The 24834-nt window shown below is 50.9% G+C and carries 25 protein-coding genes; 8 read left to right on the top strand and 17 right to left on the bottom strand.

Going from position 1 to position 24834, the window contains the following annotated elements; translation table 11 throughout:
• Nucleotides 1-54 precede the first annotated feature (54 nt).
• The 9 genes from ACR9YC_RS05685 to ffh all read right to left on the bottom strand — a co-directional run bounded on the left by ACR9YC_RS05685 (nt 55) and on the right by ffh (nt 6821).
• A complete protein-coding gene (locus tag ACR9YC_RS05685; protein WP_438731036.1) occupies nt 55-591 on the bottom strand; it encodes a hypothetical protein in 537 nt (178 codons plus the stop codon).
• Nucleotides 592-598: 7 nt separating this feature from the next.
• Entirely contained in the window at nt 599-1366 is a 768-nt protein-coding gene (locus ACR9YC_RS05680) for an alpha/beta fold hydrolase (RefSeq protein WP_438731033.1), read from the bottom strand.
• A complete protein-coding gene (locus ACR9YC_RS05675; protein WP_438731031.1) occupies nt 1363-2025 on the bottom strand; it encodes a 2-hydroxychromene-2-carboxylate isomerase in 663 nt (220 codons plus the stop codon). The genes ACR9YC_RS05680 and ACR9YC_RS05675 overlap by 4 nt, the downstream gene beginning before the upstream one ends.
• 20 nt (nt 2026-2045) lie before the next feature.
• Nucleotides 2046-3071: an aspartate-semialdehyde dehydrogenase gene (locus tag ACR9YC_RS05670; RefSeq protein WP_438731623.1), complete on the bottom strand. Its 1026-nt coding sequence runs from the start codon at nt 3069-3071 to the stop codon at nt 2046-2048.
• A 74-nt stretch (nt 3072-3145) separates the two neighbouring features.
• Nucleotides 3146-3532 carry a 50S ribosomal protein L19 gene (rplS, locus tag ACR9YC_RS05665; protein ID WP_438731028.1) on the bottom strand — a complete coding sequence of 129 codons (387 nt, stop codon included), beginning with the start codon at nt 3530-3532 and terminating at the stop codon, nt 3146-3148.
• A gap of 1 nt (nt 3533) precedes the next feature.
• Nucleotides 3534-4337, bottom strand: a complete 804-nt coding sequence (trmD, locus tag ACR9YC_RS05660) for a tRNA (guanosine(37)-N1)-methyltransferase TrmD (RefSeq protein WP_438731025.1) — start codon at nt 4335-4337, stop codon at nt 3534-3536.
• Complete coding sequence (rimM, locus tag ACR9YC_RS05655) at nt 4334-4831, bottom strand: ribosome maturation factor RimM (RefSeq protein ID WP_438731023.1); 498 nt, start codon at nt 4829-4831, stop codon at nt 4334-4336. Before rimM ends, trmD begins: the two co-directional genes overlap by 4 nt.
• Before the next feature lie 3 nt (nt 4832-4834).
• Complete coding sequence (gene rpsP / locus ACR9YC_RS05650) at nt 4835-5323, bottom strand: 30S ribosomal protein S16 (RefSeq protein WP_438731020.1); 489 nt, start codon at nt 5321-5323, stop codon at nt 4835-4837.
• A 43-nt stretch (nt 5324-5366) separates the two neighbouring features.
• A complete protein-coding gene (gene ffh / locus ACR9YC_RS05645; protein WP_438731018.1) occupies nt 5367-6821 on the bottom strand; it encodes a signal recognition particle protein in 1455 nt (484 codons plus the stop codon).
• A 337-nt stretch (nt 6822-7158) separates the two neighbouring features.
• Here ffh and ACR9YC_RS05640 point away from each other — a divergent pair, with 337 nt between their 5' ends.
• From ACR9YC_RS05640 to ACR9YC_RS05620, 5 genes are all read left to right on the top strand, one after another.
• Nucleotides 7159-8832 (top strand): putative bifunctional diguanylate cyclase/phosphodiesterase, encoded by a 1674-nt coding sequence (locus ACR9YC_RS05640; protein ID WP_438731015.1) that lies wholly within the window; start codon nt 7159-7161, stop codon nt 8830-8832.
• Nucleotides 8833-8914: 82 nt separating this feature from the next.
• A complete protein-coding gene (dapF, locus tag ACR9YC_RS05635) occupies nt 8915-9712 on the top strand; it encodes a diaminopimelate epimerase (RefSeq protein ID WP_438731012.1) in 798 nt (265 codons plus the stop codon).
• Between the two features lie 47 nt (nt 9713-9759).
• Nucleotides 9760-11004 carry a tRNA (N(6)-L-threonylcarbamoyladenosine(37)-C(2))-methylthiotransferase MtaB gene (gene mtaB / locus ACR9YC_RS05630; RefSeq protein ID WP_438731620.1) on the top strand — a complete coding sequence of 415 codons (1245 nt, stop codon included), beginning with the start codon at nt 9760-9762 and terminating at the stop codon, nt 11002-11004.
• A 10-nt stretch (nt 11005-11014) separates the two neighbouring features.
• Entirely contained in the window at nt 11015-11941 is a 927-nt protein-coding gene (gene ftsY / locus ACR9YC_RS05625; RefSeq protein ID WP_438731009.1) for a signal recognition particle-docking protein FtsY, read from the top strand.
• Nucleotides 11938-12642: an inner membrane-spanning protein YciB gene (locus ACR9YC_RS05620; protein ID WP_438731006.1), complete on the top strand. Its 705-nt coding sequence runs from the start codon at nt 11938-11940 to the stop codon at nt 12640-12642. The genes ftsY and ACR9YC_RS05620 overlap by 4 nt, the downstream gene beginning before the upstream one ends.
• Before the next feature lie 66 nt (nt 12643-12708).
• On the opposite strand, the gene ACR9YC_RS05615 is transcribed toward ACR9YC_RS05620, so the two are convergent.
• From ACR9YC_RS05615 to glmM, 4 genes are all read right to left on the bottom strand, one after another.
• Complete coding sequence (locus ACR9YC_RS05615; protein ID WP_438731003.1) at nt 12709-13329, bottom strand: superoxide dismutase; 621 nt, start codon at nt 13327-13329, stop codon at nt 12709-12711.
• Between the two features lie 95 nt (nt 13330-13424).
• Nucleotides 13425-14561: a bifunctional hydroxymethylpyrimidine kinase/phosphomethylpyrimidine kinase gene (thiD, locus tag ACR9YC_RS05610; RefSeq protein ID WP_438731000.1), complete on the bottom strand. Its 1137-nt coding sequence runs from the start codon at nt 14559-14561 to the stop codon at nt 13425-13427.
• Nucleotides 14558-14785 carry a DUF1272 domain-containing protein gene (locus tag ACR9YC_RS05605; RefSeq protein WP_438730997.1) on the bottom strand — a complete coding sequence of 76 codons (228 nt, stop codon included), beginning with the start codon at nt 14783-14785 and terminating at the stop codon, nt 14558-14560. Before ACR9YC_RS05605 ends, thiD begins: the two co-directional genes overlap by 4 nt.
• Nucleotides 14785-16125 (bottom strand): phosphoglucosamine mutase, encoded by a 1341-nt coding sequence (glmM, locus tag ACR9YC_RS05600; protein WP_438730994.1) that lies wholly within the window; start codon nt 16123-16125, stop codon nt 14785-14787. The genes ACR9YC_RS05605 and glmM overlap by 1 nt, the downstream gene beginning before the upstream one ends.
• Nucleotides 16126-16253: 128 nt before the next feature.
• Here glmM and ACR9YC_RS05595 point away from each other — a divergent pair, with 128 nt between their 5' ends.
• Together ACR9YC_RS05595 and ACR9YC_RS05590 are read left to right on the top strand one after the other, a co-directional pair.
• Nucleotides 16254-17702, top strand: a complete 1449-nt coding sequence (locus ACR9YC_RS05595) for an alanine/glycine:cation symporter family protein (RefSeq protein ID WP_438730991.1) — start codon at nt 16254-16256, stop codon at nt 17700-17702.
• Entirely contained in the window at nt 17695-18687 is a 993-nt protein-coding gene (locus ACR9YC_RS05590) for an aldo/keto reductase (protein WP_438730988.1), read from the top strand. Before ACR9YC_RS05595 ends, ACR9YC_RS05590 begins: the two co-directional genes overlap by 8 nt.
• A gap of 20 nt (nt 18688-18707) precedes the next feature.
• Here ACR9YC_RS05590 and ACR9YC_RS05585 read toward each other — a convergent pair whose 3' ends face one another.
• The 4 genes from ACR9YC_RS05585 to ACR9YC_RS05570 all read right to left on the bottom strand — a co-directional run bounded on the left by ACR9YC_RS05585 (nt 18708) and on the right by ACR9YC_RS05570 (nt 23942).
• Nucleotides 18708-19400 (bottom strand): NnrU family protein, encoded by a 693-nt coding sequence (locus ACR9YC_RS05585; RefSeq protein ID WP_438730985.1) that lies wholly within the window; start codon nt 19398-19400, stop codon nt 18708-18710.
• Between the two features lie 41 nt (nt 19401-19441).
• Nucleotides 19442-20737, bottom strand: a complete 1296-nt coding sequence (locus ACR9YC_RS05580) for an amidohydrolase family protein (protein WP_438730982.1) — start codon at nt 20735-20737, stop codon at nt 19442-19444.
• Nucleotides 20734-22197: an amidohydrolase gene (locus ACR9YC_RS05575; protein WP_438730979.1), complete on the bottom strand. Its 1464-nt coding sequence runs from the start codon at nt 22195-22197 to the stop codon at nt 20734-20736. Before ACR9YC_RS05575 ends, ACR9YC_RS05580 begins: the two co-directional genes overlap by 4 nt.
• A 164-nt stretch (nt 22198-22361) precedes the next feature.
• The gene (locus ACR9YC_RS05570) at nt 22362-23942 is read right to left on the bottom strand and encodes a peptide MFS transporter (protein ID WP_438730976.1); all 1581 of its coding nucleotides are present in this window, start codon (nt 23940-23942) and stop codon (nt 22362-22364) included.
• A 236-nt stretch (nt 23943-24178) separates the two neighbouring features.
• On the opposite strand from ACR9YC_RS05570, the gene ACR9YC_RS05565 reads away from it, so the two are divergent.
• Nucleotides 24179-24787, top strand: a complete 609-nt coding sequence (locus ACR9YC_RS05565) for a nitroreductase family protein (RefSeq protein ID WP_438730973.1) — start codon at nt 24179-24181, stop codon at nt 24785-24787.
• The last annotated feature ends 47 nt before the right edge of the window (nt 24788-24834 follow it).

Genomic DNA, 24834 nt, shown 5'->3' with positions numbered 1-24834 from the left:
ATTATCACCAGATTGCGCCTGCAATCCCTCATGGTCAAGTCTGTATCGCCAACTCTATGCTTCTGTTTTGCGGGCAATGATTTTTGATGCGATAAACCCTATCACAATGGCTGCCACTGCGATCAGAAAACTCTGTATTTTAATTGGCCGTGCAAAGGCTGCAATATTGGCCAGACTGTCACTGCCCATACCATCAACCATCTGTATCAACTGGCTGATGGTTTCGGCATAATCACTAACGGCAAAAACAATATGTGCGACAATCGCCAATAACCCTACCCGTCTGATATTGGCATGCATATTCTGCCGCAGCAATAATCCGCCTAGCACACCGCCAATCGAAAAGGCTGTGATAAACAACAAATCGACGACCAATGACCATGTAGCGCGGTCATAAACGCCTATATTTTGCCAATAGCTATGAATGGTGTTGACCATATCTGCTGTCCCAGCCCGGCGATGGGCTTCCATGCCAAATTGACCCAAGCCATCCCCGGCAACAGGCTGTAATATTCCTACCAAAATGAATAGCGCCCAGCCCAGAAACCAGCAGATTAGAAAGCCGCGCATAGTTGCTGATGTTTTTGGCATGATCGGTTCAGTGCCCACTGCCAAAAAATTGCACCAGCGCATCACCCAATGCGCCTTCTGTTACGCTGGACATATGGGTACCGGGGATTTCAGCATAATGCGCCTGCATAAGGTTTTGTGCTAATAAAGGTGCTGAACCATTATCCTGATCGTCCTTACCGCACAATATCATGGTCGGCACATCAATCTCGGTCAAAGCCTCAACATCCATATCGCCAAAACTGTTCAGCAATAAGCGGGCCGCGATCGGGTCTATGCCCTGCGTCTTCATAAAGGCCACGGCAAAGAAATGCGGGTCACCGCGCTTAACATTGTCGCGCTTATCAATCGCATCGATAAAGAATTGGCGGCGATTGCCCCAGCCCTGAATACCTTCCCACCCCATGCCAGACAGCACAAGACGACGCGGACGAAGCCCCATAGTCAGCAATTTGGCAGCAGTGCGCGCGCCCAATGAAAAGCCGGCCAGATCAAAATCATCCAGCGCCAATATATCCACCAGATGCAAAATATCCTGCGCCAATATATCAACGGGGTAAGCCGCCGGATCTTGCGGCGCGTCACTCTCACCATGGGCGCGAAATTCAGGCATAATGACGCGGTACCCAGCTTCCGCCAGCTTGCCCGCATGACCATATTTCATCCAATTGGTCACCGCATTTGAAAACAGGCCATGCAGCAATATTATTGGCGTTCCATCAACCGGCCCTGTTTCATGCACCGCAAGCTGAACACCATCAGCCATGGTGATGCGCGCCGTTATACTATCGCTCATTTGTCCTGCGTTTCGGTCTTTTTTAGGCCCGCTTGCTCCATGCGCCATAACGCATGTTCAATGCGGTCCTGACCAAAAAATGGCTCGTCATTAAACACCAGGGTTGGAACGCCCCAATGGCCGGACTTTTCCAAAGCATCCTGATTAGCGGCAATATCGGCATCGAGCGCTTCTGCATCAGATGCGGCTTCGCTTTCCAGTTCGGCAAAATCAAGACCGCAGGCCCGCGCAGCATTGGTGAGATGTTCGCCCTGATGCCAATTTGCCGTGCCGCCCCAGATAAGACGCGAGGCTTTGTCAACAAAGTCCAAGCCCTTACTGCGTCTAGCCGCTGCCTGACCAAGCCGTGTCAGCCGGAATATATAAGGCTGCTCATCAGCGATTTTGCGTGTGGCCAAATCTTGCATAACCGGATCGGGATTAGGCGGTGCCAGCGGAATATCCATATATTCGGCGAGACGGAAAATATCCCGCAGCATATAGGCCAGCCAATTGGGATTGTTTTTTTCAAAGAAATCCGGTTCGCGAATAGCGAGCGGATATACAGGTCGCAAATTGATCACGACATCATAATCACGCGCAATCTGCGCATAACGCGCCGTTGCGAGATAACTATAAGGTGAGCGAAAGGACCAGAAAAGATCAGCAGATAAAGTCATAGACTCTTACTGCTCTAATCCTATCCTTTTTGCAAATGATTGCGGCCTAACAGCTCTGCAATTTGTACGGCGTTGAGCGCCGCGCCTTTGCGTAGATTGTCACTGACGCACCACAGGTTCAGGCCATTTTCTACTGTCGGGTCTTCGCGCACGCGGCTGATATAGGTCGCGCCATCGCCGACACATTCAATCGGTGTGATATAGCCGCCATCTTCACGCTTATCGTACAGCATGATGCCGGGCGCTTCGCGCAAAATCTCTTGCGCGGCCTCTGCGGAAAGTTCTTTTTCAAATTCTATGTTGATAGCTTCACTATGACCAACAAAAACCGGTACGCGCACACAGGTCGCGCTCATCTTGATTTTGGGGTCCATGATTTTCTTGGTCTCGACCACCATTTTCCACTCTTCCTTGGTAGAGCCATCATCCAGAAAAACATCAATATGCGGAATGACATTGAACGCGATTTGCTTGGTCAGCTGGCGCGGTTCAACGGGATCACCAACAAAGATCGCGCGGGACTGTTCAAACAGCTCGTCCATTGCGCCCTTGCCAGCGCCAGAGACAGATTGATAAGTGGACACCACAACCCGCTTGATCGTCGCCGCATCATGCAACGGTTTTAGCGCAACAACCATTTGCGCGGTTGAGCAATTGGGGTTGGCGATGATGTTGCGCTTGGTATAGCCAGAAATCGCCTCTGGGTTCACCTCTGGCACGATCAACGGCACATCGGGGTCCATGCGGTAGAGCGAGCTGTTATCAATCACTACACAGCCAGCAGCAGCTGCCTTGGGCGCATATTCTTTCGAAACAGAGGAGCCAGCGGAAAACAGGGCCATATCCCAGCCAGAAAAATCGAAATGCTCGATATTTTTGACCTTAAGCATCTTGCCCGTATCGCCGAATTCACATTCACTGCCGACAGAGCGAGAGGATGCCACCGCCGCAATCTCATCAATCGGGAATTCGCGCTCCGCCAATACCGCGAGCATTTCGCGGCCCACATTGCCTGTCGCACCGACCACTGCAACTTTATAACCCATCATCATTCCTCATAAAAAAGGGCCGGTATCCTTTATGGAGACCGACCCTGATATTTATATAATATCGTTTAGGCTCAGCCTTTTTTCTCTGCGCTCTTGCTCACAATTTTACGCTCAGCGATACGCGCACGCTTACCTGTACGGCCACGCAGATAGTAAAGTTTGGCACGACGCACGACACCGCGGCGTACCACGGTAATGCTGTCAATATTGGGGGAGTAAAGCGGGAACACACGCTCCACACCTTCGCCAAAGCTCATCTTGCGAACAGTAAAGTTCGAGCCAAGACCGCGGCTGGTGCGGGCGATGCAAACGCCTTCAAAATTCTGGACACGGGTACGTTCTCCCTCGACCACGCGGACGCCGACACGCAATGTGTCACCGGCCCGAAAATCGGGGATGTCTTTTTTGCCTTCAAATTCCTCAATAGCTTCCGCTTCGAGTGTCTGGATGAGGTTCATCTCATTCTTCCTTTGTTTCGCGCTGCGCACCAGAGGGCGACTGATCCGCAGCGCCCCGTTGGCGCTCCCAAAGATCCGGCCGCCTTAGCCGTGTAATTGCCTCTGCCTGTGCTTTACGCCAAGCGGCAATTTTCGCATGATCCCCCGATCGCAACACTTCAGGGATCGTGCGCCCTTCCCATTCAACAGGTCGGGTAAAATGCGGATATTCCAAAAGCCCATTTTCAAAGCTCTCTTCATCTCCGCTAGAAGACGCGCCCATTACCCCGTCAAGCAAGCGAATGCAAGCATCTAATAGTATGAAAGCGCCCATTTCTCCGCCAGAGAGAATATAATCACCAATAGATATCTCCTCTATATCCCGTGCGACGAATATCCGTTCGTCAAAACCCTCGAACCGGCCGCATAACAGAGTGACACCCTGCCCGGCAGAAATCTCTCTCACCCGCGCCTGTGTGAGCGGCTTTCCGCGCGGTGTAAGGGCAATAATGGGGACATTATACCCTTCCGCCAACGCTGAGCCTGTTTTTGATGCCTTTTTTTTGGATGCTGCAACTTTGTCGGCCATGCGCAGATTAGCAAAGTCCACCGCCTTGCCTAGAATATCAGCGCGCAAAACCATGCCTGCGCCGCCGCCTGCTGGTGTATCGTCAACACTGCGGTGCCGGTCTGTGGCAAAATCGCGCATATTGATGGCATCGCACGACCATTTCCCTGCCTCCAGCGCCTTTCCGGCCAGCGACGCGCTCAGCGGGCCGGGAAACATCTCAGGATATAGCGTCAAAATCTGCGCATGGAAGGTCATTGTGAAAACTCAGAAGCGATCACAATCTTATTCTCAAGCACCTCTGCGAATTTCAGAGGCACCATGAATTTCTTATCATCAGGCTTTTTAATTTCAATAATGTCGCCTGCACCGAAATTCTCAACCGCAACAACATGCCCGATATTTTCACCATTTTCGGTTTCAACAGGCAGATCAATCAGGTCGATATGATAATATTCGCCCTCACCCAATGGCGGCAATGATGAACGCGGAACATTCAGCTCCGTGCCGCGTGCGGCTTCTGCGCCATTGCGGTCAGTGATTTGCGCGAAGCGGGCAATGGCGCCAGCCTTGTTCGGCTTCACGCTCTTAAGATTGAGCGCGCCATCATTATAGATTTTGTGGCGCTTAAGCGATGCCACGTCATCCGTGAACAGCTTTAAACGCACTTCGCCCGTTACACCGTGCGCGCCAATAATGACGGCCAGCGTAACGGGCTTATCCAGATTTTGCGGCTCCAGACTTTGCGGCAAGGCTTATTCGGCCTTTTCTTCGCCTTCAGCTTCTGCAGCAGGTGCTTCCTCGGCAGAGGTTTCCTCCGCTGGCGCTTCTTCTGCAGGGGCTTCAGCTGCTGCGGCTGCAGCGGCTTTGGCTTCTTCTTCAGCAGCTTTTTTCGCTTCTTCAGCTTCGGCTAATTTGGCGGCTTTTTCTTCAGCACGCTCTTTGGCGTTTTCACCTGGCTCACCTTTTTTCGGGTTATTGCGCGCAGCACGCTCACGCACGCCAGCGGCATCCAGAAAACGTGCAACACGGTCTGAAGGCTGTGCACCAACAGAAAGCCAATGCTTGACGCGCTCTTCATTCATCTGAACACGCTCGGCACTGTCTTTTGCCAGCAATGGGTTATAAGATCCTACTTGCTCCAGATACTTACCGTCACGCGGTGCGCGCTGATCAGCAACAACGATACGATAATAAGGGCGTTTCTTAGAACCCCCGCGCGACAAACGCATTGCAATAGCCATAATAAACCTTTCTAAAATAATATATTAGCTAAATATCTTCAAATTACTTCTTAAACAAATTCCCCGGCGCGCCGCCCGGAAGTCCAGGCAATCCCGGCCCGCCAGCTCCGCCGCCGCCCAGCAAATTGCCCATCGCACCCGGATCAGGCATACCGCCGCCTCCGCCGCCAAACATCGCCGCCAGACCTTTCAACCCGCCCATTTTGCGGATTTTCTTCATGGCACCAGACATTTCCTTGTGCATTTTGATGATCTTATTGACCTCTTGCACAGTGGTTCCCGAACCTTTGGCAATCCGCACTTTGCGCTTGGCGTTCAGCAATGCCGGCTTGGCACGCTCCGCCTTGGTCATGGAGCCGATAATGGCGTCCATATGAACAAGCACCTTGTCGTCCATGCCGCTGGCCTCCATCGCGGCCTTGGCCTTTTTCATGCCCGGCATCATACCCGCCAAAGCACCCAGACCGCCCATCTTGGTCATTTGCTGCAACTGGCTGCGCAGATCGTCCATGTCAAACTGACCTTTGGACATTTTCTCAGCCAGCTTCTCGGCCTCGTCTTTCTCAACAGATGCCGCTGCACGCTCAACCAAGCCAACAACATCACCCATGCCCAAAATGCGGCCAGCGATGCGATCAGGATGGAAAAGCTCCAGCGCATCCATTTTTTCGCCAATGCCGACAAATTTGATCGGCTTGCCAGTGACCGCACGCATCGACAATGCAGCACCGCCGCGTGCATCGCCATCCATACGGGTCAATATTGTACCGGTTAATGGCACCTGCTCAGAGAAATTCTGCGCGACATTGACCGCATCCTGACCCGTTAAAGAGTCAACAACCAGCAATGTCTCTTGCGGCGTCGCCTCTTTGCTGACCGCGCGCATTTCGTCCATCAATTGCTGGTCAACATGCAATCGGCCCGCTGTATCGAGCAACAGCACATCAAAGGCTTGCAATTTTGCGGCCTGTAAAGCGCGCTTGGCAATCTCAACCGGTTGTTGGCCAGCAACAATGGGCAAGGTTGCCACAGAAACCTGCTCGCCCAAAACGGCCAATTGTTCCTGCGCTGCCGGCCGGTTAACGTCAAGCGAGGCCATCATGACCTTTTTGCGCTCTTTTTCTGTCAACCATTTGGCCAATTTGGCAGTGCTGGTGGTTTTACCCGAACCTTGCAGACCAACCATCATGATGACAGCAGGCGGCGATGTTGCCAGATCAATTTCGCTAACATCACTGCCCAGCATCTCAACCAAGGCATCATTAACAATTTTGATGACCTGTTGGCCCGGTGTGACAGATTTCAGGACCGATTGCCCAACCGCTTTATCGGTAACTTTATCAATAAAGGCGCGCACGACCGGCAGGGCAACATCAGCCTCCAGCAAAGCGATACGCACTTCGCGCATAGCGGCGCGTACGTCACTCTCATTAAGCGCGCCGCGCCCTTTTAAGCGGTCAAATACATCGCCAAGGCGACCGGATAGTGTATCGAACATATCGTCTTCCTTTTTCTTTCCGCCTTAATATGGGCCCGCCTAATATGGACATATTCGCCAAGCGATGCAAAAACACTATAAACGCAAAAATAGCCGGTGGGCGAAACCTCGCTGACCGGCTGTACCTGCGCTATTTAACAGCCGCTTATACCGCTGACTATATTTTGGCAAGACATTTCATCACAACATCGCTGTGATAAGGGTCAATCCTTAGCGGCCAATGGGCTGCAAAGGCATAATAAAGAAATTATTTACTCTATTTGTCTAATTGGAAATCTGGTGGTCGCATTGAGGCATCCTGTTCTCAGAGATAATAGCCTTCCGCCAAAGGGGACTTATGGCCGAACAGACAAGTTTGGATACGAGCGATATTCGCACTTATGGAAGCCGTTTGAACCGGTTTCTTGATAGTATCGACGTTGTAGGCGGCGGTATTATATTGTCTGCTATTCTCATGTTCGTTGGCACTGGCTCTCTGGTTGTACCGGAAGTCGCTAATTTGATTAACGGAAAAGGTACTGGTCCCAACAGCATTCTTGCTACTGCGATGCTCCTGAATATCGCATTGATTATATTTGGCTGGAAGCGTTATGATGAAATGCGCAAAGAAGTCGAAATGCGTCGCCGAGCAGAGGTTGAGGCACGAAAACTCGCCGTGACCGACCCACTTACCAATTGTCTTAATCGCCGCTCGATTAACGAACGTACTGCTGATTTGATTGCTGCAGCAGAGAAGCGCGAAATGGCCGTGGCATTCCTTATGCTTGATCTGGACCATTTTAAGACCATCAACGACATTCATGGGCATCAAGCCGGTGACATGGTTTTAAAAACAGTCGCAGACAGATTGCACAAAATTGTACCGCGTGATGCACTCATTTCGCGCTTAGGTGGTGATGAATTTGCTATCGCATTTACCTTCACTTTGCAGGATCGTTCAGTGGTGGAACGTATCGCCGAACAAATGATTGAAAAGATTTCTCTGCCTATTGATGGGCCGACCTGTGAATTAGCGATCAGCACATCTATCGGTATCGCCTTCGCGCATCACAGCGAAGAAAGTGCAGAAGCATTGTTACGCCGGGCCGATATGGCAATGTACCACAGCAAAAAGGGCGGACGGAATCGTTTCAGCTGGTTCGAAAGCTCTATGCATACAGCAATTCAAACACAAAACATGCTTGAATCGGGTATGCGCGCTGGCATTCCAACTGGTGAATTTGTGCCCTATTTTGAGCAACAAATTGATCTCGCAACTGGCAAATTGGCAGGCTTTGAGGTTTTGGCGCGTTGGCGTTCACAATCTCTTGGCAATGTGCTTCCTGATGTTTTCATCCCCATAGCGGAAGAATGCAATCTTATAGCAGAGCTATCCGAAAGCATTATGCGTCAGGCGTTTTTGGACGCCAAAAACTGGGACAACAGCCTGACATTGTCTGTCAATATTTCACCTTTTCAATTGCGCGACCCATGGCTTGCACAAAAAATTATAAAAATCCTGACAGAGACTGGCTTTCCAGCTGAACGCCTTGAGGTTGAGATTACCGAAAATGCTCTTTTCGAAAATATCGGCCTCGCAAAAGCTATCATGACGAGCCTTAGAAATCAGGGCGTTAAGGTCGCTCTTGATGATTTTGGTACGGGTTATAGCTCTTTGTCACATTTGCGAATTCTGCCTTTCGACCGCATCAAGATCGATCAAAGCTTTATTTCAACCTATTCAGAGAGCCCCGATAATGCGGCAATTGTGGATGCTATTATTCATTTATCACGTAGCCTCAATCTCCCCGTGACTGCAGAGGGCGCAGAGGATGAACAGATTGTTAACTTTTTGGCGGAACTTGGCTGCGAAAAGGTTCAAGGCTATCATTACGGCCAGCCATTAAGCATTGAACAAACTCGATGGATGCTAGCGCGCTCCAACCTTTATACAATGGCCAATGAGCCTAGTGATGGAGATGAGAGTGAATTGCAGCAATATCAAAAAGAAACAAAACAACAGGCCGGTTAATCATTCCGGCCAATCCCCTTACCACTCACTTGAAGATATTGCAGATATAGACAGCTTAACCAATGGCGACTAAAGCGCGGCCATGGCTTCTTATGTCTTTCATAAAATGCACGGTCTGGGGAATGATTTTATCATCTTTGACGCGCGCCAAAATGCATTGCATCTCAATGCCGACCAAGTGCGGCAATTGGCAGACCGCAAGCATGGTATTGGTTGCGACCAACTGATCATTATTTCAGCATCTGATAAGGCCGATATTCACATGGCCATATATAATCAGGATGGCGGCGAGGTTGAGGCGTGCGGCAATGCAACGCGCTGTGTTGTTGCGCTGATAAGGGAAGAGAAACTTTCTATCGCCACAGCGGCTGGCATTTTGCATGGCGAATTGCATGACCAATCTGTAAGCGTTGCCATGGGTCAGCCCAAATTTGCATGGCAGGATATACCGCTGAGTGACTCTATGGACACCATGGACATGCCAGTGAGTTGGGAAGATTTGGAACGGCCCGTAGCTGTCAATATGGGCAACCCCCATGCCGTTTTCTTTGTCGCTGATCAGGCCAATATTGATCTGGAAAATTTGGGTCCAATCATTGAGAATGACCCTCTATTTCCCCAACGCGTAAATGTGAATGTCGCATCTTTGAAAGGCGATATGATTGATCTGCGTGTATGGGAGCGCGGGGCGGGCCTGACTCAGGCATGTGGAACCGGTGCTTGCGCAACTGCTGTGGCCGCCATCGCCAAGAAATTATGCGCTAGCCCTGTAACAGTTAATCTACCAGGCGGCGCCCTGACAATTGCATGGCAGCCTGGTGAATCCGTTATAATGACAGGCCCGTTCACCCACGTCTTTACTGGTGAGGTAATGCTGTGAGCGAGACGCAGGACAGACCAAAAGCGCAATCACCAGAAATCATTACCATGGGTTGCCGCCTCAATATCGCGGAAAGTGAAGCTATTCGCGCAGGCTTATCACAATCTGACATTCACGAACCGCTGGTTATCATCAATAGTTGTGCCGTTACCAATGAAGCGGTTCGCCAGACGCGCCAATCCATTCGCCGCGCGCGCAAAGCTAATCCGCAAGCCCATATCGTCGTAACCGGCTGCGCTGCGCAGATCGACCCGGACAGCTTTGCCAATATGGCAGAAGTGGACCGCGTGGTTGGCAATATAGAAAAATACAACCCTGCCAGCTTTGCCTTTGGCTTAGACAATTCTACCAATGCGCATGTGCAGGACATTATGCAGGTGCGCGATACTGCCCCGCATATGGCCAGCGCCTTTACCGAACATGCGCGCGCCTTTGTTGAAGTGCAAAATGGCTGTGACCATCGGTGCACCTTTTGCATCATTCCCTATGGACGGGGAAATAGCCGTTCTGTGCCTGCTGGCAAGCTGGTAGATCATATTCAGCAGCTGGTCGACCGCGGCTATAAAGAGGTTGTGCTGACCGGCGTTGATGTCACCAGCTATGGTCATGATCTGCCTGGCAAGCCCAATTTGGGTATGTTGGTTGAACGGATAATGAAGCTGGTACCCGATCTACCGCGGCTGCGCCTCTCTTCGCTTGATGGCATAGAAGTGGACGACCGTCTGTTTGATCTGCTGACAGGTGAAAAACGGATCATGCCGCATGTCCATATCTCGCTGCAATCAGGCGATGATATGATCTTGAAACGCATGAAAAGGCGCCATAATCGCGGTCAGGCAATCGACTTAGTTGCGCGGCTAAAAGCCAAGCGCTCTGACATTGCTATTGGTGCAGATTTGATTGCGGGCTTCCCCACAGAAGATGAAGCAATGCACCGCAATAACCTCAGCATTCTTGCCGCATGTGAGATTGTGCACGCGCATATCTTCCCCTTTTCTCCGCGCGATGGCACGCCGGCGGCACGTATGCCGCAATTGAACCGATCGATTATCAAAGAGCGCGCCCGTGAAATGCGCGAGGCTGCAGCGGCGATACACCAAGAATGGCAGGCATCTTTGCTGGGCAGTAAAGCGCAAATATTGGTCGAAAAGTCGGGCAATCAGGGCCATATTGAAAATTTTGCTAAGATACAGCTTAGCGAACAAGCAAAGGCCGGTGATTTGCTGCCGATTGCCATTAGCCATATTGACAATGGCAAGCTGTTTGCGCAGCCAATTAGCGCACAACAATGATAGGGTGATTATGAGCGAAAAAGGCTGGCGCGAAAAACTGCTCGATGGGCTAAAGCGCACATCCGGACAATTAACGGGCAATTTAAGCGGACTGGTCGGCGGTGGCCGATTGGACGCCGATATGCTCGACAATATTGAAGACGCCCTGATCCTATCTGATCTTGGTCCTGAAACTGCGGCCTTAGTGCGTGAAAAACTTGCCGAAGAGCGCTTTGAACGCGACACAAGTGAAGCCGATGTCCGCATGGTCGTAGAGCGTGAAATTGCAGCCATATTGGGTGATGTTGCCGAACCATTGGAAATCGATGCTTTTCCCCGGCCGCAAGTCATATTGGTCATCGGTGTTAATGGTTCAGGCAAAACGACAACCATCGCCAAATTGGCACATCTCTATCAAGAGCAGGATTATGCTGTCATGTTGGCAGCCGGTGATACCTTTCGTGCAGCAGCTATAGGCCAGCTTAAAATCTGGGGTGAACGTTTAGGCATTCCGGTCATCGCAGGCGCAGAAGGCAGCGACCCGGCCAGTATCGTATTTGATGCTGTTAAACAGGCTACAGAAATTGGCACAGATGTGTTGATTGTTGATACGGCTGGCCGCTTGCAAAATAAGCGTGAACTGATGGACGAATTGGCCAAAATCCGCAAAGTTCTGGGCCGGATAAATCCTGCTGCTCCACATGATGTGGTATTGGTATTGGATGCGACCAATGGCCAAAATGCGCTGTCACAGATTGAGGTATTCAAAGAAATTGCCGGCGTCACTGGCCTCGTCATGACCAAGTTGGACGGAACGGCACGCGGCGGCGTTTTGGTTGCAGCGGCGAACAAGTATAAACTTCCCATTCATGCAATTGGTGTAGGCGAGCAAATGGATGATCTGCGATCATTCGACCCCGCCTTCTTGGCCAAGATACTTGCAGGAACTTATCAATGAGCAGCGATACCGGCACACATAAACAGGCCGACCTAACGGAAAAAACGGAAAAGAAAACGCCGCCTGCATGGCTCTCTTTTGCTACAGACTTTGGCCCTTTATTGGTGTTTTTCATTGTTTATCAGTGGAATGCGCCTGATGGTGAAGGTCAAACAGTCCAAACAATTCTGGCCATCACCTATAGCACGGGTGCTTTCATGGTCGCAGCGGTTGCTGCCCTTGCATTATCATTTTGGAAGGCGGGCCGCGTATCACCCATGTTGATGTTGTCAGTGATATTGATTGTGGGTTTTGGCGCCCTCACCCTGTATTTTCAGGATGAAAGGTTCATCCAGATCAAACCGACAATTATTTATGGATTCTTTGCCGCCATTTTGTTCGGTGGGTTATTGCGCGGCAAAGCCGTATTGAAATATCTGCTTCATGCAGCATTTGAAGGGTTGAGCGACGAAGGCTGGTTAAAGCTGTCTCGCAATTGGGCAATTTTTTTCGTCGTACTGGCCGTTTTGAATGAGGTGATGCGCGCCACCCTGTCTTTTGACACATGGTTGACGCTGAAAGTCTGGGGCATATCCGTCTTGTCTTTTCTGTTCACCTTCACGCAAATTCCCATGCTGCTTAAACATGGGTTTGCCGTTGAGATTGAAGACGCAGATAATACAGACAACGCCGATGCAGAGGCTAAGGCTTCAGACAAATAGGTGCTGGCCCAATAAAAAAGGCGGATCAATCGACCCGCCCTTTTCAGCTAGTTTGTGATTCTGTTATCAGCCTTGATCAGCGCGGCCTATGCCTGCTCCATCAAGATTTTGTGCAACAAATTCCCAGTTAATGGCTTTGTCCATCACCGTATCCAGATAGTTTGGACGCGCATTCTGATAATCCAGATAATAAGCATGTTCCCAAACATCGAGGGTTAGCAAAGGTTTCATACCTTCATAGGCAACCGGTGTATCAGCATCATGCAAGGACGTGATTTCCAGCTTGTCACCGTTCAGCACCAACCAGCCCCATCCAGAACCAAAATGGCCAGCAGCTTCCGCTTTAAATGCGTCTTTAAATCCATCAACCGAACCGAAATCTTTTTCAATACGATCAGCCAGTGAAGCAGGCATCGCAACATTTTCAGGGCTTAAACAATGCCAGAAAAATGTGTGGTTCCAGATTTGTGCGCTATTGTTAAACAGCCCCTGATTGCCAGATTCTTTAGCAGCAATAATGACTTCGGACAGTTTTTTGCCATCGTGGTCAGTGCCTGCAATGGCATCATTGGTTTTGCCGACATAGGCATTATGGTGCTTGCCGTGGTGATAGTCGAATGTATTGGCCGACATCACATCGCCAAAAGCGGCTTTGTCAAAAGGAAGATCGGGAAGAACGAATGCCATGTTGCAACTCCTTGCGCTTAAACAATATCAACCTCTAATATAGAGGCCATTGGCGATGCGCCAACCCTTTGGCGCAATAATGTTTTTGTGACTGGTTATTGATCGATGCGCCACGGTGGATAACGGCGGTCCTCTCCGCCGTGATATATGCAAATTCTGTGGCCAGAAGGGTCTCTCGTCCACGCTTCGCGCCATTTCCATGATTGGTCCTGTGCTGGGCTTTCAAATAGCCATCCCTTTTGAACCAAGGCTTCAACAGCCGCATCCATATCGGGAAATTCAAAATAGAGCGCGGCACCAGACTGTACATTATCAGATTTGTGCAACGACAATGTTGAGCCATTTGGCGCTTCTAAACGGGCATATCGCGGCGGGCTATCGACAATCAATTTTAACCCAAGCGCACGATAAAATGCCACAGACGCGTCATAATCGGTGCAATCAATGGTCACTTGATTGAATGAAGGCCCCTTCATCAACACATCATTGCGAACACTAAAATGCCCCATTGGCCCGTTTTGCGCTACCAAGTCAGGCGCATCATGCAGCGCGATACGTACATATCGCCGTGCATGGTCAATAGCGGATTGAACGCTTTCTCCACTCCCCAAGCCTATCGCAATAGCAGAAGATAAAGTGCAACCCGTGCCATGCATATGCGGAGTATCGATGCGATCATCTTGCCATATAATCTCTGGACCATCAGCCGGGATCAATCGGTCGATCAGCATAGTGCCCTCGGCATGACCCCCTTTTATCAATAAGTTACGGGCTTTTTTACAGACTATATCCTGGCCACCCAAGGCGGACAGTTCCGGCAAATTGGGTGTGGTGACAAGCGCCAAGCTGATCAATCGATCAAAAGCGCTTATGGTTGCCTCATCAGCCAATATGGCGCCGCTTGTTGCAACCATCACTGGATCAAAAACAGCGGGGATATCTGGATGGTCTTGCAATATATCTGCCACACGGTGCGCGATTTCTGCGCTACCCAACATGCCAATTTTGATGGCATCTGCGCCAAAATCTTGCAGCACCGCAGTTATTTGCGCTGCAACCATATCGGGTGACATGACTTCTACCGCGCTGACACCTTGCGAATTTTGCGCTGTGACCGCAGTGATAGCGGTCATGGCATGAGCGCCCATCATGGTTATGGTCTTGATGTCAGCCTGTATTCCGGCCCCGCCGCCGCTATCCGATCCAGCTATGCTTAAAATACGCGTCGTCATGCGTGATATTTGCGTACAGTTGAAGCTGGGAATTTCGCGACCAATTCTGCGCTGCGCACCGGCCTAGGCATCAAGGCACCCCCGCAATTTGGGCATATGGATTTCAGGTGATTGTCGTTGCAATCCTCGCAAAAGCTACATTCAAACGAGCATATAAATGCCCCGGACGCATCAGCAGGTAAATCCCGCCCACAGCGTTCACAATCCGGGCGCATTTCCAGCATCAGGTTGCAGCTTTTTCAATCGCTATGCAGATATGGTCGACCATCTGTTCGACCAGTTTAGCATCATCACCTTCAGCCATAACACGGATAACCGGTTCAGTGCCGGATGGGCGGATAACCAGCCTACCAGTTGTTGCAAGTTTGTCTTCAGCATGAACAATTGCCGCTTGCACATCCGCATTTTCAAGCGGCTTACCACCAGCAAACCGAACATTTTTCAGCAATTGCGGCACAGGTTCGAAACGGTGCAGCAATTCGCTGGCTACCTGCCCTGATTGCACCAATTCTGCCAATACTTGCAGTGCCGCCGCAGTGCCATCACCGGTTGTGCCATGATCGAGCAAGATCATATGACCCGATTGCTCACCACCGATATTGTATCCGCCCTTGCGCATTTCTTCGAGCACATAGCGGTCCCCTACCTTCGCACGTTTAAGGCGCAGGCCCTGCTCCAGCAAATGCCGCTCCAGCCCCAAATTGGACATGACAGTGGCAACTACGGTGCTGCCCTTCAACCTGCCATCACGCGCCCAACCACTGGCTATGAGCGCCATAATCTGGTCACCATCGACCTGACGACCCTTTTCATCGACAACGATCAAACGGTCTGCATCACCATCAAGCGCAATGCCTATATCTGCGCCTTCATCGACGACGCGCTTTTGTAAGGCGGCGATATCTGTCGAGCCGACCTTATCATTGATATTTTTGCCATTTGGCTCAACGCCAATTGCGATGACTTTAGCGCCCAATTCCCAAAAGGCAGATGGCGCCACCTGATAGGCCGCACCATTAGCGCAATCGACAACAATATTCAGCCCATCAAGCCGTACATGATCTGGTAGCGACTTTTTAACCGCGTGAATATAACGGCCCCGCGCATCATCAATCCGCCGTGCACGGCCAATATCTTCTGCATCGGCTAGCTCCGGCTCTTCGCCCATTAGTCGTTCAATATTGGCTTCATCTTCATCAGACAATTTATAGCCATCCGGCCCGAACAATTTGATACCATTATCCTGATAAGGGTTATGGCTAGCGGAGATCATAACCCCCAGATCGGCCCGCATCTCACGCGCCAGCAAAGCAACGGCAGGTGTTGGCATCGGCCCAACCAGAATGACATCCATGCCGACACTGGTGAAACCAGCCACCAGAGCATTTTCCATCATATAGCCGGAAAGACGGGTATCTTTGCCGATAATAACGCGGTGTTTATGTGTGCCGCGCAGAAAGTGTTTTCCTGCTGCCTGACCGATCTTCATCGCGGTCATAGCGGTCATCACACCTTGGTTTGTGCGGCCTCTAATACCGTCTGTGCCAAAAAAATTCCTACTCACACATGCACTCCAATGCAGAATATGGTGGTTAAAGCAGCCCAAAGCGCCGCCTTTGCAATTGTTCATTGCGACATAACCGCCTTATCCCTAACGATAAAGGGTGAATGATAATTAACTTTCGGATAGACATGACTGCCACTCCTCTCGACATACTGACAAATGGTATTGATGCCCTTAATGCTGCGGTGTTTAGCCGTATCCCGTTTTTTGGCAGTGAGATACCTTGGATCGTCCTGTGGCTGGCTATTCCGATGCTGGTTTTCACTATCTATTTTGGTTTTATCAATCTGCGGGCTGTGCCGTTATCGGTTAAAATTCTGCGTGGAAGATTTGATCAACCGGATGCGCCCGGCGCAATCTCGCAATTTTCCGCACTGACTACCGCATTGTCGGGCACGGTTGGCCTTGGTAATATTGCTGGCGTGGCCATCGCCATTGCCACGGGTGGTCCTGGCGCAGCATTTTGGATGTTCATCATAGGTTTTTTCGCCATGACACTGAAATGTGTCGAAGTCACTATGGGCGTCAAATTTCGTGAAATAGATGCGGATGGTTCTGTGCGCGGCGGGCCTATGTACAGTTTGAAGAACGGCTTTGCCTTGCGCGGCCTGCCCAAATTGGGCTTTGCATTGGGCGCATTTTACGCAGTGATGGCGTTTATTGGCGCAATCCCGCTGGTGCAGGTCAATCAAAGCCTTGCCACCTTATCAGAGGTCACTGGCATCGCCTCGGCCGCAGCAGATGGCGGACCTAACAGTTTTGCGATTGGCTATGGACTGGTGATGGCGTTCTTTGTCGGGCTGGTGGTGGTTGGCGGCGTCACTTGGCTGGGCCGTGTCACATCCTTGCTGGTGCCGCTTATGGCCGGTGTTTATCTGTTCGGCGTATTGGTCATCATCATCACCAATATCGCCCAATTGCCAGAGGCTTTGGGCCTTATCATCAGTGACGCCTTTTCCGGCAATGCTGTCGCAGGTGGCCTGATAGGTACTTTCATTATTGGTATGCAGCGCGCTGTCTATTCATCAGAGGCAGGGGTTGGCTCTGCGGTCATTGCGCATAGTCAGGCCAAAACCCATGAACCCGCATCCGAAGGCTTGGTCGCGCTGTTGGAGCCATTTGTTGATACTGTAATAGTGTGTTCATTAGGTGCAATTGCGATTGTTCTGGCGGGTACATGGACAGGCGACGATCAAGATATTCGTATCACTGCCGCAGCTTTTGCGCAGATTTCCGACTGGTTCCCATGGTTATTAACGATCGCGGTGATGTTGTTTGCGCATAGCACGCTGTGCGCATGGGGCTTTTATGCTCTGCAAGCATCACAATATCTTTTCGGCAAAAGCCCCGCACGTGACCTCAGCTTCAAACTGCTGTATATATTCATATTACCCATTGGCGCATTGCTGAAGATAGAGGCAGTGGTTGCTTTGGTGGACAGTGCTTTCTTCCTAATGGCCCTGCCCAATGTGCTGATCCTCTATCTATTTGCGCCAGAGCTAAAACGTGACATTGATAGCTATATAATGCGGGCCAAAGCGCAGCAAATCGAAACCGGGAGAGAAGGTAATGCATAGCAGAACATTGGGGCCAGAGCTGGAAGTATCCGCACTGGGGCTTGGCTGTATGCCCATGGCAGGCATTGGCAATGGCATGTATGGTCAGGCCAGCATCTCGGAATCACTAGCAACGATTGACCGCGCCATCGAACTGGGCGTTACCTTTTTCGACAGCGCAGAGGTTTATGGGCCGTATCGTAATGAAGAACTGCTCGGCCGTGCTATCTCAGGCAAACGCCAAGGTCTGGTAATCGCGACCAAATTCGGTTTCAAATTTGACGCAGAAGGTTTCAGGGGCTTGGACTCAACCCCCGCCAATGTTCGCCGTGCTTGCGAAGGTTCGTTGCAAAGGCTGGGCATTGATGAAATTGACCTATTTTATCAACACCGGGTTGACCCTGATGTGCCGATTGAAGACACGGTGGGCGAGATGGGCCGATTGGTCGAAGAAGGCAAAGTGCGCTTTCTGGGCCTTTCAGAGGCTGGCGTAGAGACCATAAAGCGTGCAGCGGCAACGCACCCCATTGCTGCATTACAATCAGAATATTCATTATGGGAACGCGAGGTGGAAACCGAGATACTGCCGCTTTGCCAAGAACTTGATATCGGTTTCGTTCCCTATAGCCCCTTGGGACGTGGCTTTTTGACCGGTCAGATAAAGTCGTTGGAAGATCTGCCTGAAGATGATTATCGCCGCCGCGATCCCCGCTATGGCGAAGAAAACTTCGCGCAAAACATGCAATTGGTCGATGTGGTCAAGCAAGTTGCTGCGCGTCATGATCGTTCGGCGGCGCAGGTTGCTTTGGCATGGTTGATGGCGCAAAGTGAAATGATTGTTCCCATTCCGGGCAGCAAGCGCCGCGCGACACTGGAGGACAGCATGGCCAGTGCCGATCTGGTGCTAACCAGCGAAGACCTGACCGAGCTTGATGCAGCCGCGCCGGTGGGCGGTACAGCTGGCCCGCGCTATGGTGAGGCTATGATGAAGATGGTTCGTCGCTAAAGCCTTATATCCAAGCCAGTTTAGGGCGCGCCGACACCCCATAAATTGGTCCATGGCGGCACCATGGCATAGCCCAGCCCGTGATGCGCCCAACTGGCAATCATCCAAAAGACAATACCCACCAGCAATATGCCTGATCCAGGCGTCACCAACCCTTTGCCAAAGGGCACGAAACTGGTCTTGCTTTGCCAATGTTGCCAACTGCCATCCATCTCGCGTTCCTTGCGCTTATCCTGACCCAATGAACCCAATATCGCGAGTATGACAATGCTGCCCATGAGCCAGATATTGGCCATTGTCGGTTTAACCAAAATATGGGCGCTGCCCCAAATGGCAAAAGACCACATCATGGGATGACGCGTAATTTTGAATACGCCATGCGGCTCTTTCAGAGCAAGATCACGCGCATTCGGCATAGGCAAGGCAGGGTTTTTAAGCTGCGAACCAATGAAAAGTACGCTAGCGAAAAACATCAAAAAGGCACACACCACAGATGCCCAATAAGGTGCATCCCATAAAGGAGCTTCTGCGGGAACACCGCGATAGCCATAAACCGCCAGACCCAATGTCGCCAAAGAAATGAGCGAATAGGCAATCTGATAGCCGATATTGCCTAAGATAGCGATCAACTGACTGCGCAGCATGTGCGACATGACCAGATGCGTGATTACAAAAGCTGATGCCCCTGCAACTAACATAGTGGCTTCATCCATAATATCCTCCCCATCTATATTTTATGGGGAGGAGGTTAGGATTATTCATAGGCTTTTGGCAAGCTGCCTTCTTGCGGCGTGCGATAACGATCACGCAGGCGTTGTTGGCGATTGTCGAGTGACTGGCGGACGCCATCAATAAACACCGCGCTTGGTGCGCTGGAAAGCTCTAACGGGTCTGCATCCCAAATTACCACATCACCTACACGGCCTGGCTTTAGCGAACCGGCAAGAGCGCCCAAGCCCATAGCCTCTGCAGGGCCGGAGGTGATGGCCGCAAAAGCCTCATCCCAACTCAAGCCTGCTGCACCGGGTATTTTGTTCAGCGCTACCAAATTGCCTGCATATTGCGGTGCATAGCGCAATTGGTGGGCGTCACGGTCATTGACCATGCCAATCGAAACATTAACGCCTGCATTCTTCATACGGCCAATATTGGATTGCGTGGCTGCCAATTTCTCAAAAGATTCAGGCAGATCATTCAGCGCAGAGGCAATCACTGGAACGTTTGCCGCAGCAATTTGCGGCGCAACACGCCAGCCCTCACTTGCTCCAGCCAAGACCAATTTGAGCGCGGGAAAATCAGCCCGTAATTTCAATATCTCCAAAATATCCGAAGCGCGTTCGACATGCACCAGCAAACGCGTGCGCCCTGCCAGTACATCTGCCAATGCCTTGGCATCAACCGCAGTCAACATATCGGATTCAAAGCTATTCGGTGCGCGGGTATAGCGCTTTGCTTCAGCAAACATGGTGCGCAGCAATAGATGCGCAGCGGCACGGCTGCCACCAGCGCGCGCGGCACCGCCCTCACCCATTTCGACATATTGGAAAACATTGCTGCGCGTTACCGCGTCATAATCCGCGCCCAGATCAATCATCGCGCCTTTGCCAGCGAAAATAGTATCGCTGGCCGATGGCACGACAAGCGCACGGGTCAAACCGGCGGCGCGATTAACCGCTATCGGCACAGCTTCCGGGTTAATGGCGGGCACCACGTCAATAGCTGCGGAAAAACTGGATTCCCCGCCACTGGCATCATTGGTCTGACGCACAGCGTTAATCTCAATCAATCCTAACCGGCTGAAACCTGCAAATAATCCCGGCGTAACCCATTTGCCTGTGGCATCCACCCGTGTCGCATCAGCAGGCACCGGCACATTGGCGCCAGCGGCAACGATCTTGCCATCACGAATGACAACAGTACCGCCATCAATCGGCGCACTGCCATCGCCAATAACCACTTTACCGCCTGTAATAGCAACAGTTTGTGCTGCAACAGGTGCGGCTATGCTGGCGGCCAGCGCCAGTGCGAGTGAGGTTATAATCCGCTTCATTTCGTGTCTCCCTCACCGGGTTGGCCTAGTTCAAAATCGCTTACTGGTCGTCTATTGGGGTCAAGCGCGTCGTAAAGCATCGCGCCATCAATCCACACTTTCTCTGGCCGCGAATAGACCGATAACGGATTGCCATTCCAAAGCACGATATCCGCCATCTTTTTCGGCTTTAGACTGCCTGTGCGTTCCCCTATGCCCATGGCTTTGGCGGGGTTGAAGGTTATCCAGCTAATTGCAGTTGCATCGCTAATCTCTAACCCCATGCGGCGGCCATCGGCTAATGCTTTTGCGGCTTCTTGATTCAGTCGTTGTATCTGGTCCTGATCGTCACTGTGCACAATGGCACAAGCGCCGGCCTGATGCACGAGCGGCACATTTTCAGGAATGCCATCATAGGCTTCCAGCTTAAAGCCCCACCAATCTGCCCACATGGCAGAACAGATATTATTGGCCTTGAGCAAATCGCCAATCTTGTAGCTTTCCACAGCATGATGGAAGGTTGAAACAGTATAACCAAATTCTTTGGCCATATCGATCACCTGCGCCATTTCATCCGCGCGGTAGCAGTGATTATGGATTTTAATCTCGCCTTCCAGCGCCAATTTCAGCGTGTCCATACCAATGTCACGCGCGGGCGGTGTCCCGCCTTTTTGCTGATAATCATCCCATTTGCGTTTATACTCAACAGCGCGCGCCCATGTCTGGCGATTCAGTGCCAAATTGCCCATGCGGCTGCCTGGCTTTTGACGGCGACTGCCATAAACTCGCTTTGGGTTCTCTCCGCACGCCATTTTCAGCCCGTAAGGCGCATCAGGAAACTTCATTCCTTGTACGGTACGTGCTGGAATGTTTTTCAGTGTGACCGACCGTCCACCGAATAGATTGGCTGATCCCGGCAAAATTTGCAGACTGGTAATACCGCCATTCGCCATAGCGCGGCTAAAACCCGGATCCTGCGGCCAGACACCATGCTCCGCCCAAACATCGGCGGTAACTGGCCCCGTCACTTCATTGCCATCAGCAACAGCGTCGACACTGGGTGAAGGATAATTGCCCAAATGGGAATGGATGTCGATAATGCCGGGCGTCACATATTTGCCGCCGCCATCAATAATCACTGCGCCTTTTGGAATAGCGGTATCTGCACCGCCAATGCCGACAACCAAACCATCGGCAAAGGTTACAACGCCATTATCAATCCGCCCACCTTCGCCATCAAAAATGGTGACATTTGTAATCGCAGTAGGCCGGCCGCCATAGCGTCGATACGTGGAAGGAAATGGATTTTTGTTGAAGCTGACACGTTCGGCTTTATCGCCTTTGCCGTCCTTATCGCTATCTTTGTCACGAGAGGATGATCCTGGTCCCTCAGCCAAAGCAGGTGATAGCCCGCCCAATATAAGCCCGGCACCTACAAGCCCTGAGATAAAGATATTTGGGTTGCCCTTGGGTTTGCGCATATCGCTTGCCTTTCCATTCTGATTCTAAAGGAAAGTGTTGCACAAGATATGTAAAGCGACAAGCTAGGCGATCATAAAAAACCGTATATTTTTATTTACACATATGCAGGGCACAAAAAAGGGCGCCGCGCAGGACGCCCTTTTCTTAAAATTATATAGGTTAATTATTCAGCAGGACGTGTCGCTGGGCGAACGCCAGCAGCGTCTGGTGACCCGACTTCGGAACCGCCAAATATATCCTCAAGCTCTTCTGCATCATCTTTCAAAGTATCCAAATGCATAAGTTTTTTGATAAGCGGTGAAATCACCAACACGGCGATGCCAATGCCCACTGCATACATACCAACGGTGGAATACACATCAATGACAACCTGCTTGCCGGCTTCTTCGCCCACACCTTCTGCACCAGTCGCTGCAGCGATCAGACCAGCAGCAAAATTGCCGGTTGCAGATGCAAAGAACCATGTGCCCATAATCAACGATGCCATATGTGCAGGAGCAAGCCGGTTCATCGCCGATAGCCCAACTGGAGACAGGCAAAGCTCACCCGTTGTATGCAGCAAATAGATCAGGAAGATGAAAATAACCGGTGTAGCATTTTCAAGACCAACTGCATTAGCGCCCCAGACCAAGACTAGAAAACCCAAACCAACCTGAATGACGCCAAGGCCAAATTTAAATGGCGCTGACGGCTCCAAACCTTTTTGGCCCAGATATTGCCAAGTTATGGCGAAGATTGGTGCCAACAGGATGATATAGATTGCATTGATCGACTGGAATGTCGAAGCGGGAACACCCGCTCTGTCAACATGACGGTCGGTGAACAGATTGAGTGAAGAGCCAGCCTGCTCAAACAATGCCCAAAATACAATTGATGTCAGGATCAAGAACATTGCCGCGAAAATACGGTCACGCTCTTCCGGCGCCAATTTGGTGACAGCTGTAAACAGCACATAGAGAACCAACGCGCCGCCAAAGCCGCCCAAGAAATAACCCACGACATCTTGAAACTGAATAGCAGCCCAGCACAGACCGACCATTACAATACCAATGCCATACATTGTCCATTCAGTATTTTTTGCGAGAGGCTTGGGTGGTTCACCGCGCCCCAGCAGCAGAGGCTTACCCCACATAAAGACCAACAAGCCAGCCAACATGCCGATACCCGCAAGACCAAAGCCATAGCCCCAGCCATAGGTTTCGCCAATATAGCCGCAGAGTAATGAACCGATAGCGGCACCCAAATTTATGCCCATATAGAAAATTGTATATGCTGAATCTCGGCGGATATCAGTGCGTGGATAGAGTTGTCCGACGATCACAGAGATATTGGCCTTCAAAAAGCCTGAACCAACGATGATGAGCGCTAATGCTAGCCAGAAGACATAGATAACCGGATTATCGACATTGCCGACCTGCGGTTCTCCTTCAAAGGCCATAAAGAAGTGCCCTAATGTGAGTAACACAGCACCAAAAAGGACCGCTTTGCGCTGACCAAGATATTTGTCTGCCAGATAACCGCCCAAAACCGGCGTAATATATACCAGCGCAGTGTAAGCGCCATAAATTACACCTGCTTTGGAATCAGAATAAAGCCAATGCTTGGTCAAATAGAAAATCAGCAGCGCGCGCATTCCATAATAGGAAAAGCGCTCCCACATTTCGGCAAAGAACAGAACGAACAACCCCTTCGGATGGCCCAGAAATGTACCGGCGGAATCGCCATGTTGTAGTGTTGAGGCCAAAGCCTATCTCCCCGAGTTCATACACCGCTTAGCGGCTTATCCAAAATTCCCTGCACACCCTAAACAAAAATACCATGCTGTGAAGGTGCTTCATGTCATTATGCCCAATTACAGCAATTTTGAAACGGCAAATCGTATCAGTTGATACCTTTTTGTCGTTTCATTTGGGCTGATCCGTCTCACAATCTTCACTTGCACACCTACGGGCCATTGCAATTGCCACTTGGCTTTTCGATATGTTGGCCATGACATATGAGCATATCCTGAATGATCTCGCCTCGCCTGCCCGCTATATTGCGTCACGCCGCTCCTGCCGCCCACGCGATATGGTTGCGCCAGGGCCTGATAAAAGCACCATTGCAGCCATTGTTACCGATGCGCTGCGATCGCCTGATCACGGCAAATTGGCACCATGGCGGGTTGTCCATATCCGCAAAGAGCAAAGGGATGACCTATCCAGTATATTGCAATCTGCCTATCACGCTGAAAAGCCTGATGCAGGCCGATTGGAATTAGAAGCCATGGATTTGTTTGCCCATCACGCGCCAGAATTGCTGGTGGTGCTGTACAGTCCGCGTGAAAGCAGCAAAATACCGGCATGGGAACAGCAGTTGAGCGTAGGTGCCTTTACCATGAACCTGCTTCATGCAGCCCATGTTCGCGGGTTTGTCGGGGGATGGATTACTGGATGGCCAGCCTATAATGATGATGTGCGCGATCAATTTGGATCAGCTGATGAGAGCATCGCCGGGTTTCTCTATCTTGGAACTCCCTCCAAGGCTTTGGAAGAACGGCCAAGACCGGAGCTTAGCAAGGTCTTAAGTGATTGGACGATAAAGACGTAAGCAGATTATCGCCAATATTGTAATTTGCCATCGGCAAAGCGATTACC

The sequence above is a fragment of the Parasphingorhabdus sp. DH2-15 genome (assembly GCF_051668705.1).
Lineage (GTDB): Bacteria > Pseudomonadota > Alphaproteobacteria > Sphingomonadales > Sphingomonadaceae > Alterisphingorhabdus.
The sequence above is the reverse complement of the archived record's forward strand: the minus strand, read 5'-3'. Positions and strand labels throughout refer to the sequence as shown.

Coding starts and splice junctions, on each gene's coding strand:
- ACR9YC_RS05685 (WP_438731036.1), bottom strand. CDS start 591: ATGCCAAAAACATCAGCAACTATGCGCGGCTTTCTAATCTGCTGGTTT.
- ACR9YC_RS05680 (WP_438731033.1), bottom strand. CDS start 1,366: ATGAGCGATAGTATAACGGCGCGCATCACCATGGCTGATGGTGTTCAG.
- ACR9YC_RS05675 (WP_438731031.1), bottom strand. CDS start 2,025: ATGACTTTATCTGCTGATCTTTTCTGGTCCTTTCGCTCACCTTATAGT.
- ACR9YC_RS05670 (WP_438731623.1), bottom strand. CDS start 3,071: ATGGGTTATAAAGTTGCAGTGGTCGGTGCGACAGGCAATGTGGGCCGC.
- rplS (WP_438731028.1), bottom strand. CDS start 3,532: ATGAACCTCATCCAGACACTCGAAGCGGAAGCTATTGAGGAATTTGAA.
- trmD (WP_438731025.1), bottom strand. CDS start 4,337: ATGACCTTCCATGCGCAGATTTTGACGCTATATCCTGAGATGTTTCCC.
- rpsP (WP_438731020.1), bottom strand. CDS start 5,323: ATGGCTATTGCAATGCGTTTGTCGCGCGGGGGTTCTAAGAAACGCCCT.
- ffh (WP_438731018.1), bottom strand. CDS start 6,821: ATGTTCGATACACTATCCGGTCGCCTTGGCGATGTATTTGACCGCTTA.
- ACR9YC_RS05640 (WP_438731015.1), top strand. CDS start 7,159: ATGGCCGAACAGACAAGTTTGGATACGAGCGATATTCGCACTTATGGA.
- dapF (WP_438731012.1), top strand. CDS start 8,915: ATGGCTTCTTATGTCTTTCATAAAATGCACGGTCTGGGGAATGATTTT.
- mtaB (WP_438731620.1), top strand. CDS start 9,760: ATGGGTTGCCGCCTCAATATCGCGGAAAGTGAAGCTATTCGCGCAGGC.
- ftsY (WP_438731009.1), top strand. CDS start 11,015: ATGAGCGAAAAAGGCTGGCGCGAAAAACTGCTCGATGGGCTAAAGCGC.
- ACR9YC_RS05620 (WP_438731006.1), top strand. CDS start 11,938: ATGAGCAGCGATACCGGCACACATAAACAGGCCGACCTAACGGAAAAA.
- ACR9YC_RS05615 (WP_438731003.1), bottom strand. CDS start 13,329: ATGGCATTCGTTCTTCCCGATCTTCCTTTTGACAAAGCCGCTTTTGGC.
- thiD (WP_438731000.1), bottom strand. CDS start 14,561: ATGACGACGCGTATTTTAAGCATAGCTGGATCGGATAGCGGCGGCGGG.
- ACR9YC_RS05605 (WP_438730997.1), bottom strand. CDS start 14,785: ATGCTGGAAATGCGCCCGGATTGTGAACGCTGTGGGCGGGATTTACCT.
- ACR9YC_RS05595 (WP_438730991.1), top strand. CDS start 16,254: ATGACTGCCACTCCTCTCGACATACTGACAAATGGTATTGATGCCCTT.
- ACR9YC_RS05590 (WP_438730988.1), top strand. CDS start 17,695: ATGCATAGCAGAACATTGGGGCCAGAGCTGGAAGTATCCGCACTGGGG.
- ACR9YC_RS05585 (WP_438730985.1), bottom strand. CDS start 19,400: ATGGATGAAGCCACTATGTTAGTTGCAGGGGCATCAGCTTTTGTAATC.
- ACR9YC_RS05580 (WP_438730982.1), bottom strand. CDS start 20,737: ATGAAGCGGATTATAACCTCACTCGCACTGGCGCTGGCCGCCAGCATA.
- ACR9YC_RS05575 (WP_438730979.1), bottom strand. CDS start 22,197: ATGCGCAAACCCAAGGGCAACCCAAATATCTTTATCTCAGGGCTTGTA.
- ACR9YC_RS05565 (WP_438730973.1), top strand. CDS start 24,179: ATGTTGGCCATGACATATGAGCATATCCTGAATGATCTCGCCTCGCCT.